We start from the raw sequence: 15,183 nt of genomic DNA, 5'->3' as shown, positions 1-15,183 counted from the left end.
GCGGCACACGAGAGTGAAGGAACCTGAGATGAGCTCCACCAACTGGTCGTTCGAGACCCGCCAGGTCCACGTCGGACAGGAGCCGGACGCCGCCACGGGCGCCCGCGCCCTGCCGATCTACCAGACCACGTCGTACGTCTTCAAGGACACCGAGCACGCGGCGAACCTGTTCGCGCTCAAGGAGTTCGGCAACATCTACACCCGCATCATGAACCCGACGCAGGATGCGGTCGAACAGCGCGTCGCCTCGCTCGAGGGTGGCGTCGGCGCGCTCCTCGTCGCCTCGGGCCAAGCCGCCGAGACCCTCGCGATCCTCAACATCGCGGAGGCGGGCGACCACATCGTGGCCAGCCCCAGCCTCTACGGCGGGACGTTCAACCTGCTGAAGCACACGCTGCCCAAGTTCGGGATCACGGTGACCTTCGTCGAGGACCCCAACGACATCGCGTCGTGGAAGGCGGCGGTCCAGCCCAACACCAAGCTGTTCTTCGGCGAGACCATCTCGAACCCCAAGTCGGAGGTGCTCGACATCGAGGCCGTGGCGGCCGCGGCCCACGAGGCCGGCGTGCCGCTCGTCGTCGACAACACGATCGCCACCCCGTTCCTCATCCGGCCCCTGGAGTGGGGAGCCGACATCGTCCTGCACTCCGCCACCAAGTACCTCGGCGGCCACGGCACCTCGATCGCCGGCGTGATCGTCGACGGCGGCACCTTCGACTTCGGTGCAGACCCGGAGAAGTTCCCCAACTACAACACGCCCGAGGAGAGCTACCACGGGCTCGTCTTCGCCCGTGACCTCGGCGTCGGCAGCCCCTTGGGCGCGAACCTGGCCTTCATCCTCAAGGCCCGGGTGCAGCTGCTGCGCGACCTCGGCCCGGCCATCTCGCCGTTCAACGCGTTCCTCATCGCGCAGGGCATCGAGACCTTGAGCCTGCGCCTCGAGCGGCACCTCGAGAACACCCACAAGGTGGCGGCGTACCTCCAGGGGCACGAGCAGGTGGAGCAGGTCGTGTGGGCCTCGCTGCCCGACCACGAGTCCTACGCCAAGGCGAAGAAGTACACCCCACGAGGGGCCGGTGCCGTGCTCGCCTTCGAGATCGCCGGTGGGGTCGAGGCGGGTCGACGGTTCGTCGAGTCGCTGGTGCTGCACAGCCACGTCGCCAACATCGGTGACGTCCGGTCGCTCGCGATCCACCCGGCGTCGACGACCCACTCGCAGGGTCCGGACGGCGACCGCCTCAAGGCCGGCGTCACCCCGGGGCTGGTCCGGCTGGCCGTGGGGATCGAGCACATCGACGACATCATCGCCGACCTCGAGCAGGGCTTCATCGCCGCGAAGGGAGCCTGACCCGCGTCCGCCTCAGCTGCCGGTGGTCGCAGGTTTGCGGCCACCGGCGAGGTCGGCGTAGGCCGACCGGTCCCAGGTGTGCCGGAAGTTCGGGTCGGGGTGCCGCCACCCGGTGCCGTACAACCGCTCGAGGTAGACGAGCGGGTTGCGGGGCAACGGGCAGGTGACTCCCATCAGGGGAGCGCTCGAGGCCGGGAACATCATGTCCCGGGTGAGGGCGCCCCGGGCACCCGGATACCAGGACACGACGTCGCCCTCGAAGAGCCCGACGAAGACGTCGACGTGCTTCGCGCCAGGCTTGCGCACGTGGCGGTGCGCCGAGAAGTTGCCCGTCACCGTGAACCCGAGGGGCCGCAGGTGCTGCTCGACCAGGGCGAGACCCTCGGCCAGCGTGCTCGCCTCGTGAGGGTCGAAGGCGATGATGATGTCGAGGTCGTCGTCGTGGGGGATGAGTGCACCGTCACGGACCACGGACAGCGCCGCCCCGAACCCGAAGCAGACGTGCGGGGTGAGGGAGGCCAGCGCGTCGGTGATCTCGACCGCGGACCCGACGTAGCGGACCTTCTCCTGCTCGGTCCAGAAGCGGAAGCAGCGCTGCGGGCCGTGGACCGTCCACTCCATCGCCCGGTCGGCGAGGAGGGCGTGCGTGACCACGGTGCGGAAGGCCGAGCGCTGCTGGTCGGGCACGTCGGTCAGGGCGTCGAGGGCCTTGCGGGCCTCCTCGTAGAAGCCGCCGAAGGTGTCGCCGAGGATGGGCAGCAAGGCGCTGAGCTCGGCCGACGCGCCGTTGCTGGCGGGCGCGGCGAGGGTCTGGCGCAGCTGGTCCACCCGGGCGAGGTGGTCGTAGACGACGACCCACCCGGCCGGGCCCTCGACGAGCACCCGGACCCCCCTGAGCCGCCGCGCGGTGGCTCCTGGGACGTTGCGCAGGCGCACCCGACGCAGGTCCACCGGCTTCTTGAACGCCAGCTCCACCCAGCCGGGGCTGTCGGCCCCGGTGTGCAGGGCCGTGCCGGACGGGTGCTCGACGTCGAGCAGTCGCACCGAGTTGAAGGCGTCGCCGAAGTTCTTGTGCCAGCTGCTCGTGGTCACCTTGGCGTCCCGTCGTCCGACGGAGCCCTTCGTGGTGTCCACGCCCAGCGACTGCAGGTGCAGGAACTGCTCGGAGGCTCCCTCGACCCGCAGCCGACGGATCCCGTCATGGGCGAGCTGCAGGTCGAGCAGCCCGTCGGGTGCGATGACATCGAGGTCCGGGAAGAGGGCGCGGCCGGCCCGGATGATGTCCTCGAGGTCAGCCAGGGGCTGGGCGCCGGCGGTCATCGGGTCACACTCGGGTGAAGAGCTCGCGGGCGCAGTACGCGTCGTCCTGGCGGTACTTGGCGAAGCCGAAGCCCTCGGTGGCGTAGGTGACCTCGAACCCCTTGCTCAGGGCGCGGGCCTGGAAGGTCGCAGGGGCCACGAACCGGCGGTAGTGCGCACCGGTCACCTTGGCGCCGGTCTGGTCGCGCACGGTGCGGTACTCGACGGCGAGCAGGTCGCCGGGCGAGGTGAGACCGGCGGCCAGGGTGAGGAAGTCCTGCTCCTCGCGATCAGTGATCGCGTGGACGAAGAACCGGGCGTAGATCGTCAGTGGCCCGGACGCGGCGCCGAGCCGCTCGGGCAGCGCGGGGTCGTCGATCGACGAGACGAGGAAGTTCGCCTTGACCCCATTGGCCTCGGCGGTGGCGCTGGCAGCGGCGACCGCGGACTGCGAGCCGTCGACGCCGGTGACGTCGTGACCGTAGGAGGCGAAGAAGAGGGAGTCCCGGCCGTTGCCGCAGCCGAGCTCGATGACGCGGGTCGGGCCCTGGAGCTCACCCGCGACGAAGGCCGCGAACTGGGAGGGGAGCGGACGCTGGGTGGCTGCCCTGGCGGCGTAGTAGTCGTTCCAGTAGCCGCTGCGGTCGCTGGTCGCGGCCTCGGGCGACAGGTCGGGGGATGTCACAGGAGGAAACCTCGTCTTTGGGGTGCGGAGAGATGTTCACCGGGTGTTCATCGTCAGGTCACCTTAGAGGAGGAAGGGTCGTTCCTGCCTCGTCCGCGGGGAGAGCACGCCGAACGTATGCTGCGGCCATGTCCTCCGCCGACTCTCCGCAGCCCCGTGCTGCCCGGAACCGGGGTCGGCGCAAGCGGCCGGAGGGGCAGCGACCCACTGGGCAGCGACCAGCGCGGCAGCGAGCGGCGCCTCGGAGGCAGGACATCCCGGTCCCCGAGTTGAAGTACCCGCTGGACCTCCCGGTCGTGGCGCGCAAGGACGACATCGCGGCAGCGATCCGGAACCACCAGGTCGTCATCGTCGCGGGGGAGACGGGGTCCGGGAAGACGACCCAGCTGCCCAAGATCTGCCTCGAGGTCGGGCGTGGGCGGGCCGGCCTGATCGGGCACACCCAGCCGCGCCGCATCGCTGCACGCTCCGTGGCTGAACGGATCGCCGAGGAGCTGGAGGTCGAGCTCGGGGGGGCGATCGGGTACCAGGTGCGCTTCACCGACCAGAGCAGCGACAACACGCTCGTCAAGGTGATGACCGACGGCATCCTGCTCAACGAGCTCCAGCGCGACCGGCTGCTGCGCAAGTACGACACGATCATCATCGACGAGGCCCACGAGCGGTCGCTCAACATCGACTTCATCCTCGGCTACCTCAAGCAGCTGCTTCCGCAGCGCCCCGACCTCAAGGTCGTCATCACCTCGGCGACCATCGACCCGCAACGCTTCGCGGAGCACTTTTCGACGATCGCAGACGAGCCGGCGCCGATCATCGAGGTCTCGGGCCGCACCTACCCCGTCGAGGTCCGCTACCGCCCGCTCGTCGACCCGGAGCGACCCGACGCCGAAGAGCGTGACCAGGTCACCGCCGTCTGCGAGGCGGTGGAGGAGCTGTGGACCGAGCGCGCCGCCGACGGCACCGGTCACGACATCCTCGTGTTCCTGTCGGGGGAGCGCGAGATCCGAGACACGGCCGACGCACTGGAGTCGATGAAGCTGCCCCAGACCGAGGTGCTCCCGCTCTACGCGCGGCTCTCCGCCGCGGAGCAGCACAAGGTCTTCGGGCGGGCCAGCGGGCGCCGGATCGTGTTGGCCACCAACGTCGCCGAGACGTCGTTGACCGTCCCCGGCATCCGGTATGTCGTGGACGCCGGCACCGCGCGCATCTCCCGCTACTCCCAGCGCACCAAGGTGCAGCGCCTCCCGATCGAGGCCATCTCGCAAGCCAGCGCCAAACAGCGTGCCGGTCGCTGTGGCCGGCTCGCGGACGGCATCTGCATCCGGCTCTACTCCGAGGACGACTACCTCGCCCGGCCGGAGTTCACCGAGCCCGAGATCCAGCGCACGAGCCTCGCGTCGGTCATCCTGCAGATGACCGCCCTGGGTCTCGGCGACGTCGGCCGGTTCCCGTTCGTCGACGCGCCCGACGCGCGGCAGGTCGCCGACGGGGTGCGCCTGCTCGAGGAGCTGGGCGCGTTCGCCATGGCGGACCCTTCGGCACCGGACGCGGCGGAGTCGGAGCGGCCGGCGGGGACGGAAGCAGTGCCCGAGGGCGGCCGACCACGGGCCCGGGGTGGGCGCCGCGAGGGACGCCGGCTCACGGCATACGGACGGGCCCTGGCCCGGCTGCCCGTGGACCCGCGCCTGGGGCGCATGCTGATCGAGGCGGGGAAGCTCGGCTGCGCCCGCGAGGTCCTCATCATCGTCGCCGCGCTGTCGATGCAGGATCCCCGGGAGCGCCCCGCCGACAAGCAGACGCAGGCCGACCAGTCGCACGCGCGGTTCCGTGACGAGCACTCCGACTTCGTCTCGCTGCTGAACCTCTGGGCCTACCTCAAGGAGCAGCAGAAGGCGTTGTCGCACAGCGCCTTCCGCAGGATGTGCCGCACGGAGTTCCTGCACTACCTCCGGGTCCGGGAGTGGCAGGACCTGCACAGCCAGCTCCGCAAGGCCTGCCAGGACCTCGACATCGACCCGAGGTCGGCGACGTCCGCCCCGGGGGAGCCGCCGAACGCGGACCTCGTCCACCAGGCCCTGCTGGCTGGGCTGTTGTCCCACATCGGTCTGCGCGACGAGGCAAAGCGTGACTACCTCGGTGCCCGGGGCGCGCGGTTCGGCATCTCGCCCGGTTCGACGCTGTTCCGCCGCCAGCCGACCTGGGTGATGTCCGCCGAGCTCGTCGAGACCACCCGGTTGTGGGCCCGCAGCAACGCGCGGATCGACCCGGTCTGGGCCGAGCGGCTCGCCAGCCACCTCGTGAAGCGCACCTACTCCGAGCCGCGCTGGTCCCGCAAGCAGGGCGCTGTCGTGGCCACCGAGCGGGTCACCCTCTACGGCGTGCCCCTCGTGGCCGCGCGCACCGTCCAGTACGCACGGATCAACCCCGAGGAGTCGCGCGACCTGTTCATCCGGCACGCCCTCGTCGAGGGTGACTGGGACACCCACCACGAGTTCTTCAAGGCGAACCAGAAGCTGTTGCAACGACTCTCGGAGCTCGAGGAGCGCGCCCGCCGACGCGACATCCTGGTCGACGAGGAGGACCTCATCGCGTTCTACGACGCGCGGGTCCCGGCGGAGGTGGTCTCCCAGCGCCACTTCGACCGGTGGTGGAAGGACGCGCGCAGGCAGACGCCACAGCTGCTGACGTTCACCGAGGAGCTGCTGACCCGCGACACCGCCGAGGGCGTCTCGGCCCGTGACTACCCGAAGAGCTGGACCCAGGGCGGGATCGAGCTGCCGGTGACCTACCAGTTCGAACCGGGCGCGGCGGCCGACGGCGTGACGGTCCACATCCCCGTGCAGGTCCTCAACCAGGTCACCGACGACGGGTTCGACTGGCAGGTGCCCGGCTTGCGCGAAGAGCTGGCGACCGCCCTGCTGCGGTCGCTGCCGAAGGCGACTCGCGTCCACTTCGTGCCGGCCCCCGACCATGCCGCCGCCGCCCTGGCGCAGGCGCAGCCCGGCGGTGGACGCAGGCTGGCGGACGAGCTCGCTCGGGTGCTGCACGCCCGCACCGGGATCGCCGTGCCCGCGGAGCAGTTCGCCGACGAGCGCGTCCCCGACCACCTGCGCATCACGTTCGCCGTCGAGGACGGCAACGGGCGGGTGCTGGGCAGCGGCAAGGAGCTGGCCCGGCTGCAGGACGAGCTCGCCGGACAGGTCCAACGGCGGATGTCACGCGCCGGCGCTGCAGTCGAGCGAAAGGGCCTGCGGCAGTGGGACTTCGGTGATCTGCCGCGCACCTTCGAGTCGAGTTCCGGTGGCCGCACGGTTCAGGGCTACCCAGCCCTCGTCGACCGCGGCGACGCGGTCGACCTGGTCGTGATGACCGGTGAGCGGGAGGCCGACGCCGCGACCGTCCTGGGCGTGCGCAGGCTCCTGCTGCTCAACACCACAGCACCGTGGAAGCGGGTGCTGGCCTCGCTGGGCAACGCGCAGAAGCTGGCCCTCGGCAACAATCCCCACGGTTCGGTGCCTGCCCTGCTGGAGGACGCCCTCGCCTGCGCGGTCGATGCGATCGTCCTCGAACGCTCGGCCGGTGGACCCGCCAGCGGTGGGGGTGTCCGTGACGCCGCCGCCTTCGGCGAGGTGCTCGCCGCAGTCCGGACCCACGTCGCGACCCGGGTGCTGACCGTGGTCGCCGAGGTCGAGCCGGTGCTGTCGGCAGCCAACGAGGTCCGGGTACGGCTCGACAGCCTTGCGGCGCCGGCCACCTCCGCGCTCGTCGCGGACGTGCGCGCCCAGCTCGACAGCCTCGTCTACGCCGGCTTCGTGGCCGACACGGGGCTGGCGCACCTGCCGGCCCTGCGCCGCTACCTCAAGGCGATGCTCCAGCGGCTCGAGAAGGCGCCCTCGTCGCCGACCGCCCTGGCCCGCGACGCGGCGAACCAGGAGGTCGTCGACCGGGTCGAGATCGCGTATGCCGACCTGCTCGACTCCCTGCCCGTCGTCGAGCGGCGCTCGGCGCCGGTCCGCGACGTGGGGTGGATGGTCGAGGAGCTGAGGGTGAGCTTGTTCGCGAACGGGCTCGGCACGGCATACCCGGTGTCGGAGAAGCGGATCCGCGCAGCCATCGGCGCCCTGGGCTGAGCCGGGCGCCCCTGCACCCACGACGGACGAGGGCCCCGACCACGGCTGTGGTCGGGGCCCTCGTCGGTGCGGTGACGGTCAGGCGAGGTGCACGTTCTCGTGGCCCTCGGACGACAGCGACTCGTGCTTGACGTTGAGGAAACCGAACGTGACCAGTGAGCCGACGATGATCATGATCCCGGCCACCCAGTAGGCGTGGCTGGAACCGAACGTCTGCGCCTGGAGCGCGATCTGGTGCTGGGCGGCCTGGATCTGCTCCGGGGAGAGTGCGCCGGAGCCTGCCTTGGCCTGCAGGGCGGCGCCGAGCTCGGCACCACGGTCCCTGGCACCGTTGGCGAACACCGTGCTGAGGGTCGCCAGCCCGAGGGCACCACCGACCTGCTGCATGGTGTTGAGCACCGCAGAGGCGACACCGGAGTCCTCCGAGGCCACCCCGGCGGTCGCCGTGAGCGTCATCGGCACGAAGGTCAGGCCCATGCCGACGGCGAGGATGGTGATCCAGGGGAGCAGGCCGGTGGCGTACGAGCTGTCCACGTCGAGCTGGGCGAAGCCGAACATGCCGGTCGCGGCCAGCAGGGTGCCGACGCCGGCGATCCACCGGGGGTCGACGCGGGTCATCAGGGTGGAGGCGATCTGCGCCGCCACGACGATGCCGAAGGAGAACGGCAGGAACGCGAAGCCGGACTTCAGCGGCGAGTAGCCCAGCACCTGCTGGATGTAGAGGCCGAGGAAGTAGAACATCGCGAACATCGCGGCGCCGACGATGAGCATCACGGCGAAGGACGTGCCGCGGGTGCGGTCGGCCAGGATGCGGATCGGCATGAGGGCGTGGGTGGAACGCATCTCGACGACGACGAAGGCGACCAGCATCGCGACACCGGCGATGAGCGTGGTGAGGGTCGTGCCGGAGGTCCAGGAGTCGCTGGCGGCGTTCGTGAGGCCGTAGACGAGGGAGACCAGGCCACCGGTGCCCAGGATCGCTCCGGGGACGTCGATCCGACCGTTGCCGCGGGCGGACTCCGGGAGGAAGCGCGGGGCGAGGAAGGCGACGAGGAGGCCGATCGGCACGTTGATGAACATCGTCCACCGCCAGTCGATCTCGGTGAGCGCGCCACCGAGGATGAGGCCCACCGCCGCACCGGCACCGGACATCGCGGCATACACGCCCATGGCGCGGTTGCGCGCCGGGCCGGCCGGGAACGTGGTGGTGATCAGGGCGAGGGCGGTGGGTGAGGCGAGTGCGGCACCGATGCCCTGGAGGGCGCGGGCACCGAGCAGCATGCCCTCGGTCTGGGCGAGGCCGCCGAGGAGGGAGGCGCCCGCGAAGACGAGCACGCCGGTCATGAAGACCTTGCGGCGACCGAACAGGTCACCGAGGCGGCCACCGAGCAGCAGGAGCCCGCCGAAGGCGAGGGTGTAGGCCGTGACGACCCACGAGAGGTTCTCCTGGGTGAAGCCGAGGTCGGTCATGATGTGCGGCATCGCGATGTTCACGATCGTGCCGTCGAGCACGACCATGAGCTGGGCGGCCGTGATGACGGTCAGGGCGATGCCCAGGTGCCGGCCCTTGCCGCTGGTCGCGGCTTCGGATTCCGGCGTCGAGACAGGCTCGACGACAGCAGTGGAGGACATGGTTGTTCCTTGGTGTGTGGGTGGTGCGGCTGATGTGGTGGTGGTGCGTGGTCAGTCGCGCTGCAACGTCGCGGCGCAGGCAGGGAGGACGACGCTGTCCACCAAGGTGATGAGGCGTTCCTGCGACGGGTGCGCACCCGTCAGCATCGCCTCGTGGATGGTGATCGCCGGCAGCAGGCGTGCCAGCGTCTCCAGATCGGCGTCCTTGCCGATCTCCCCGCGCTGCTGAGCAGCGCGGAAGGCCATGAGCGTGACCGCCATCTTGGGACCCATCAGGCGGGTCATGATGGCGTCACGGAGCTCCGGGTCGCGGTGCAGCGAGCCGAGCAGGGCGGCGAAGACCTGCAGGGGGAGGTCCTCACCGATACCCCCCTTGGCGCAGGCCTGGGCGATCAGGTCTCCGCGCAGGGTGCCGGTGTCGGGGAAGCGGTCGGCCTCCACCCCGATCATCAGCTGCAGCGCGTCGACGACGAGGTCGACCTTGCCCGGCCAACGGCGGTAGAGCGTCGCCTTGGACGCCTTGGCAGCACTGGCCACCGCGTCGAAGTTGAGCCGGTCGTAGCCGACGTCGGCGAGCGTGATGAGCGCGGCCTCGAGGATCTCCCGCTCGCGGTCACCCTCGACGCGGGGACGGGTGCGCGCCGGCTCGGGCGCCTCCTGCGTCTCCGGGGCGGTGGCGGTGCTGGTGGGGGTCACGGCTGCTTCCTCGGTCCTGCTCATCGGGATGGAACGAAACTGTTTCGTTTCATCGAACCGTACGCCCGGTCGAGCCATTCCGCAAAATATCCGAATGTGACCGGCGTCACACTGAAGTTGGTGGGCGACCTCCCGACGGTGGTGGAGGTGGACGGCGGAATCCCCTGCCATGCTGAAGCGTTGGCACTGTCGACCGGGTCGCACCCAGCGACCCGGGTCGAACGCAGATCGTCGAACCGACCGCTGGAGTAGCCGTGCTGAACCCGTCCGAGCTCTACCACTTCGAGACCGACACCGACCCGCAGGAGCTGCGGGCGTCGGTCCTGCTCGTCGCGCTGGGCGGGTTCATGGACGCCGGCCACACGCAGCGACTGCTCACCGACCACCTGCTGGCCACCGGCGAGTCCACCGTCGTCGCGTCCTTCGACACCGACCAGATGGTCGACTACCGCAGCCGCCGCCCGGGGATGGTCTTCGACTCCAACCGCTGGCTCAGCTACGACGACCCGTGCCTGGCCCTGCACCGGCTGGTCGACCGCGACGGCACCCCCTACCTGCTGCTCACCGGGCCCGAGCCGGACTTCCAGTGGGAGCGCATGACCGAGGCGGTCCGCCAGCTGGTCGTGCTGCTCGGGGTCAACCTCGTCGTCAGCGCGCACGGCATCCCCATGGCCGTCCCGCACACCCGGCCGATCGGGCTGACCTCCCACGCCACCGACCCGCGACTGATTCCGTTGCAGGACAACCCGTTCGGGCGCGTCGAGGTGCCGGCGAGCCTGTCCTCGCTGCTCGAGCTGCGGCTGGGGGAGTCGGGTCATGACGCCCTCGGGTTCGCGGTGCACGTGCCGCACTACCTCGCCCAGGCCGAGTTCGCCGACGGCGCGGTCACGGCCCTCAACGCCATCACCGCGGCCACCGGCCTGAACCTCCCGATCGACGACCTCATCGCGCAGGCCGGGCTCAACCGGGCCGAGATCGCCCGCGAGATCGAGGGGTCCGACGAGGTGTCCCAGGTGATTGCGGCGCTCGAGCGCCAGTACGACACCTTCAGCGAAGGCCGTCAGAAGCCGAGCCTGCTGGCCACCGACGTCAGCGAGCTGCCGTCAGCCGACGAGATCGGGGCCGAGTTCGAACAGTTCCTGCGCGACGTCGCCGACGACGAGGCCTCCGGCGAGGGCAACCCCAGCTGAGCTGGGCCCGGACCACCCGGGGGTCGATCAGACCTTGGCGTGCTTGGCGCGGGCGAAGCTGTAGAGGCCGAAGGCGGCGAAGCCGACCGCCATCACGACCAGCAGCACGGGGCCGAACGACTCGTCCCGCAGCGACTTCAGTGCACCGTCCAGCCCGCTGGCCTCCTTGGCCTGCTTGTGCACCCCGGCAGCGACGAAGAGGAAGCCGACGATGACGAGGGCGACGCCCTTGGCGATGTAGCCGATCCGCCCAGCGCGGGTGGCCCACGTGCCGGGGTGCTCCTTGAGGTCCTCGAGGAACTTCTTCTTGGCGCCCTTGTAGACGTGGTAGAGCCCGATCCCGATCACGACGAGGCCGACCACCACGACGAGGGCGCGACCACCGGGCTTGTCGAGCAGCTTCGAGGTGAAGTCGATGCTCTGGCTCCGGCCGTTGCTGGACTTGCCGCGAGCGAAGTTGAAGGCCGAGAAGGCGAGCGCGAGGTAGACGAGGGCCTTGCCGACGGCCTTCGCCCGACCGCCCCACGCGTCCTTGTCGTCACCCGGGTGCCCCACGATGGCATCCGCGACCTGCCAGATCGCCAGGCCGAGGAAGCCGATGACGCCCACCCACAGGGCGGCCTTGCCCGCGCCGTTGCCGGCCAGGGACGCCAGGGCGCCGCTCTGGTCGGCGTTCTTGCCGCTTCCGCCGAAGGCGACCTGCAGCGTGATCCACCCGATGAGCAGGTGCAGCAGCCCGCTGACGGCGTAACCCACGCGGGCGACGGCCTCGAGGGCTGGGTGGTCGGCAGCCCTGGAGGCGGCCTGCTTGACGTCCTGGTGATCCATGCCCCCACCTAACCATGCGTTGCCGCAGGTCAGGGGTTTGTCGGCGCAAGATCCCGGTTACTCCTTCGCCTCCGACCAGCGGTGGATCACCGAAGCGTCGGCCACGAACCGGACTTGGGTCGACCCCGTCCAGCGGCGGGAACTGTCGGTGAGGGCCTGGTCGAGCCTGCGGCGGGTCTCCTCGGCGTTCGCCTGCGGCACGTGCACCAGCAGCTCGTCGTGGAGGCAGAGGACGATCTGGGCGCCGAGGTCCCGCGTGGTCGCCCGCACCGTCGCGGCCCACGCCTTGAAGAGCTCGGCCGCCGAGCCCTGGATGACGGCGTTGCGGGCGAACCGCCCCCGGGCTGCGTCGTACGCGGCCACGGACTCGGCCGGCACGTCCGCGAGGACGGCGTCGAGTCGGATCAGGCGGCCCCCGTAGGTGCGCAGCGGCTCGCGCCGCAGCCCCGCGGCATACGCGGCGTCGAGGTAGCCCATGGCGACGGGGTAGGTGCGTTCGAGGCCCTTGAGCGCCTCGCCGGCTGCTCCGCTGCGCTGGCCGTACATCGCGGCGAGCACCGCGATCTTGGCCACCGGGCGCTCCACCCCGAGGGCGACGGCGACCGGTGCGTAGAGGTCGTCGGCGCGGGTCGCCGCCGCGAACGCCTCGTCGCCCGAGACCGCGGCCAGCACCCGCGGCTCGATCTGACCGAGGTCGGCGCGCACGAACACGTGGCCCGGGTGGGCTGCCACCGCGGGTCGTAGGGACGTGGGCAGGTTGTGCAGGCCGTTCTGGGCGGTCATCCGGCCCGCGGCGCCGTCGCACGCGGTCCAGCCGCCCCGGAGGCGGTCATCGGGGCCGACGTGGGCATCGAGCCACGGGTAGCCGTAGGTGGTGGCGATGCGCTCGGCCTTGCGCCACTCCAACAGCGCCTCCACGAGCGGGTGGGTGTCGCGGAACGGCTCGAGCACCCACTTGCGGGTGTTGGGCACGACGACCCCCACCGAGGCGAGGAGCTCCTTGACCTGCAAGGGATTTCGCAGGTCGGTGGTCTCGCGTCCGGGTGTGTGGGCGAGGACGGCGCGGTCGCGCTCGGCCCGGATGCGACGTGCGTCTGCCTCGTCCTCGGGACGGGCTCCCGCGGCCTCCGCGATCATCCGCTCGGCCGTCGCGCGGTCGACCGGCAGGCCGTCGCGGGCGAGCTCGAGGCAGAGGTATGCCGCGGCCGACTCCGAGTGGGCCGCCGCCACCGCGCGGGCTCCGACCGCGCCGAGGGCTTCCTCCTGCGCGCGGGCACAGTCGAGGGCGGCGCGCCCCCAGGCCAGGAGCGTGTCGTCGTCGGGGTGCCAGCTCGCGGTGCCCGCGTCGGGGTCGAGGTACCCATGTGCCCGCACCACGCGGCTCCTCGCCGTGGCGTCCGGCCCGTGGTCGGTCGGGTGGGCGGCGCTGAAGTCGAACAGGTCGCCGCGGGTCGCCTCGGGCAGGCCCGCCCGCTGTAGTCCGTGAGCTGCGGCCCAGGCCACCTGGGGAGTCGCCTCCCAGCCGCCCACGAGGAGGCGGTGGGCCTCGGCCACGTCCCAGCACCGCGCCAGGGGGAGGCCCGCCGACGCCAGGGGGAGCGCGTCGACGGCGGCCGACCACCAGACCCAGCGGGTCGGGCGGTCGGTCTCGAGCTCCGCGGCCCGGTGCACGAGCGTGGCCAGCGGCCCGAGGTGCTCGAGGGGGGCGTCGAGCCCGGCGCCGACGAGGGCGGCACGACCGTCCGGGGAGGTGACGAACGCGACGAGGGCAGCCATGGCGGGCTCATCCTCGCACCCCGCACCGACGGGCCCGGAGACCGTGCCGACGACCACTCATCGGGTCACCCGAGGAATGCGGGACACCGGGGCCGAGGGAGGCGCCGTGAGGGGGTACTAGGCGCGGGTCTTCAGGGCGACCTGGCGCTTGATCCGGCTCAGCATCCCGACCATGCCGCGCAGCCGCAGCGGCGAGACCGCCTCGCCCAGTGAGAACCGGTAGGGCGCGTCCTCGGGCACCGCGAGCACCTCGTCGACGGTGAGCCCGTCGAGGCCCTCGTGCAGGATCGCGGCGAAGCCTCTCGTGGTCGGCGCCTCCTGGGGTGCGGAGAAGTACAGGTGCACCGGGCGGTCTCCCGGGGAGTCCGCCGGTTCGTCCCCGACCTCCACCGCCAGGAAGATCGGCGACTGGCACTCGTGGACCTGTTCCATCTCACCCAGCCGACCGGCATACCTCTCCGGCAGCTGGGGCAGACCCTCACTGAACTCCAGCAGCAGCTCCAACCGTTGCGGCGCAAGGAGATCGGCGAAGTCGTCGGCGATCTCCTGCATCGCCGCCGGCAGCTCCGCGCGGGTCGTGTCCTGGCTCACCGGCGTCTCACTTCTCCACGGGGACGCGGACCGCGTTGCCCCATTCGGTCCACGAGCCGTCGTAGTTGCGCACCGTGTCGAAGCCGAGCAGGTGGGTCAGCACGAACCACGTGTGCGAGGAGCGCTCACCGATGCGGCAGTAGGCGATCGTGGGGTCAGTCGGCGACAGGCCCTGCTCGGTGAGGTAGATGGCTTCCAGGTCCTCGCGGGACCTGAACGTGCCGTCCTCGTTGGCCGCACGCGCCCACGGCACCGACTTGGCACCGGGGATGTGGCCGCCACGCATGGCCCCCTCCTGCGGGTAGTCGGGCATGTGCAGCAGCTCACCGGAGTACTCGCCCGGGGAGCGGACGTCGACGAGCGGTCCGCCGAGGTGGGCCAGCACGTCGTCCTTGAACGCCCGGATCGGTGCGTCGTCGCGCTCCACGACCGGGTATGCCGCGTCACCCGTCAGCGGGGCAACCTGTGGCACGTCCTTGGTCAGCTCGCGGCCCTCCGCGACCCACTTGGTGCGGCCGCCGTCGAGCAGCCGGACGTCCTCGTGGCCGAACAGGCTCATCACCCAGAGGGCGTAGGCCGCCCACCAGTTGTTCTTGTCGCCGTAGATGACGACGGTCGTGTCGCGGCCGACCCCGCGCGCCGACATGACGGACGCGAACTGCTCGCTGTCGACGTAGTCGCGCATGACGGGGTCGTTGAGGTCCTGGTGCCAGTCGAGCTTGAGCGCACCGGGGATGTGGCCGGTGTCGTAGAGCAGGACGTCCTCGTCGGACTCGAGGACGACGACCCCGTCGGGGCCGCCGACCTGCCCCGCGGCGACCTGCTCGGCCAGCCACTCGGTGCTGACGAGCCGGTCGGGGTGGGCGTAGGCGGAGAAGGTGGACCGGTCAGTGGACGAGGCAGCGGACTCAGGCATGTTCCAAGGCTAAACCTGCTGGTCATCGGGCCTCGTGGCAGGATGGCGAGCACAGCTGTCAGGGCAGGTCACCGGGCCGGTCCGACGCACGA

General features: G+C 71.0%; 11 protein-coding genes. 3 read left to right on the top strand and 8 right to left on the bottom strand.

The features are described from left to right. Positions 1-28: 28 nt before the first annotated feature. Entirely contained in the window at positions 29-1,348 is a 1,320-nt protein-coding gene (locus ACXJKD_RS03875) for a bifunctional o-acetylhomoserine/o-acetylserine sulfhydrylase (protein WP_457253073.1), read from the top strand. Positions 1,349-1,360: 12 nt separating this feature from the next. Here the strand turns inward: ACXJKD_RS03875 and ACXJKD_RS03870 are convergent, their stop codons facing one another. Further along, entirely contained in the window at positions 1,361-2,668 is a 1,308-nt protein-coding gene (locus ACXJKD_RS03870; RefSeq protein WP_457253072.1) for a hypothetical protein, read from the bottom strand. A gap of 4 nt (positions 2,669-2,672) precedes the next feature. Beyond that, positions 2,673-3,332, bottom strand: a complete 660-nt coding sequence (locus ACXJKD_RS03865) for a class I SAM-dependent methyltransferase (protein WP_457253070.1) — start codon at positions 3,330-3,332, stop codon at positions 2,673-2,675. A gap of 128 nt (positions 3,333-3,460) precedes the next feature. On the opposite strand from ACXJKD_RS03865, the gene hrpA reads away from it, so the two are divergent. Beyond that, entirely contained in the window at positions 3,461-7,462 is a 4,002-nt protein-coding gene (hrpA, locus tag ACXJKD_RS03860; protein WP_457253069.1) for an ATP-dependent RNA helicase HrpA, read from the top strand. A gap of 78 nt (positions 7,463-7,540) precedes the next feature. Here the strand turns inward: hrpA and ACXJKD_RS03855 are convergent, their stop codons facing one another. Beyond that, positions 7,541-9,094 carry an MFS transporter gene (locus ACXJKD_RS03855; protein ID WP_457253067.1) on the bottom strand — a complete coding sequence of 518 codons (1,554 nt, stop codon included), beginning with the start codon at positions 9,092-9,094 and terminating at the stop codon, positions 7,541-7,543. A 51-nt stretch (positions 9,095-9,145) separates the two neighbouring features. Further along, the gene (locus ACXJKD_RS03850) at positions 9,146-9,790 is read right to left on the bottom strand and encodes a TetR-like C-terminal domain-containing protein (protein ID WP_457253066.1); all 645 of its coding nucleotides are present in this window, start codon (positions 9,788-9,790) and stop codon (positions 9,146-9,148) included. A 254-nt stretch (positions 9,791-10,044) separates the two neighbouring features. On the opposite strand from ACXJKD_RS03850, the gene ACXJKD_RS03845 reads away from it, so the two are divergent. Then, positions 10,045-10,980 carry a PAC2 family protein gene (locus tag ACXJKD_RS03845; RefSeq protein WP_457253065.1) on the top strand — a complete coding sequence of 312 codons (936 nt, stop codon included), beginning with the start codon at positions 10,045-10,047 and terminating at the stop codon, positions 10,978-10,980. A gap of 27 nt (positions 10,981-11,007) precedes the next feature. On the opposite strand, the gene ACXJKD_RS03840 is transcribed toward ACXJKD_RS03845, so the two are convergent. From ACXJKD_RS03840 to ACXJKD_RS03825, 4 genes are all read right to left on the bottom strand, one after another. Then, positions 11,008-11,808, bottom strand: coding sequence for a DUF1206 domain-containing protein (locus ACXJKD_RS03840; RefSeq protein ID WP_457253064.1), 801 nt, complete (start codon positions 11,806-11,808; stop codon positions 11,008-11,010). 57 nt (positions 11,809-11,865) lie between these two features. Beyond that, the gene (locus ACXJKD_RS03835) at positions 11,866-13,584 is read right to left on the bottom strand and encodes a DNA polymerase (RefSeq protein ID WP_457253062.1); all 1,719 of its coding nucleotides are present in this window, start codon (positions 13,582-13,584) and stop codon (positions 11,866-11,868) included. A 117-nt stretch (positions 13,585-13,701) separates the two neighbouring features. After that, complete coding sequence (locus ACXJKD_RS03830) at positions 13,702-14,136, bottom strand: SufE family protein (protein WP_457254155.1); 435 nt, start codon at positions 14,134-14,136, stop codon at positions 13,702-13,704. Between the two features lie 46 nt (positions 14,137-14,182). After that, entirely contained in the window at positions 14,183-15,091 is a 909-nt protein-coding gene (locus tag ACXJKD_RS03825; RefSeq protein ID WP_457253061.1) for a sulfurtransferase, read from the bottom strand. Positions 15,092-15,183: the final 92 nt, after the last annotated feature.

It is taken from the genome of Pedococcus sp. P5_B7 (assembly GCF_054049895.1).
The sequence above is the reverse complement of the archived record's forward strand: the minus strand, read 5'-3'. Positions and strand labels throughout refer to the sequence as shown.

Excerpts from the sequence above, each read along its gene's own strand:
- ACXJKD_RS03855 (WP_457253067.1), bottom strand. The coding sequence starts at position 9,094 with ATGTCCTCCACTGCTGTCGTCGAGCCTGTCTCGACGCCGGAATCCGAA.
- ACXJKD_RS03840 (WP_457253064.1), bottom strand. The coding sequence starts at position 11,808 with ATGGATCACCAGGACGTCAAGCAGGCCGCCTCCAGGGCTGCCGACCAC.
- hrpA (WP_457253069.1), top strand. The coding sequence starts at position 3,461 with ATGTCCTCCGCCGACTCTCCGCAGCCCCGTGCTGCCCGGAACCGGGGT.
- ACXJKD_RS03835 (WP_457253062.1), bottom strand. The coding sequence starts at position 13,584 with ATGGCTGCCCTCGTCGCGTTCGTCACCTCCCCGGACGGTCGTGCCGCC.
- ACXJKD_RS03830 (WP_457254155.1), bottom strand. The coding sequence starts at position 14,136 with ATGCAGGAGATCGCCGACGACTTCGCCGATCTCCTTGCGCCGCAACGG.
- ACXJKD_RS03825 (WP_457253061.1), bottom strand. The coding sequence starts at position 15,091 with ATGCCTGAGTCCGCTGCCTCGTCCACTGACCGGTCCACCTTCTCCGCC.
- ACXJKD_RS03870 (WP_457253072.1), bottom strand. The coding sequence starts at position 2,668 with ATGACCGCCGGCGCCCAGCCCCTGGCTGACCTCGAGGACATCATCCGG.
- ACXJKD_RS03875 (WP_457253073.1), top strand. The coding sequence starts at position 29 with ATGAGCTCCACCAACTGGTCGTTCGAGACCCGCCAGGTCCACGTCGGA.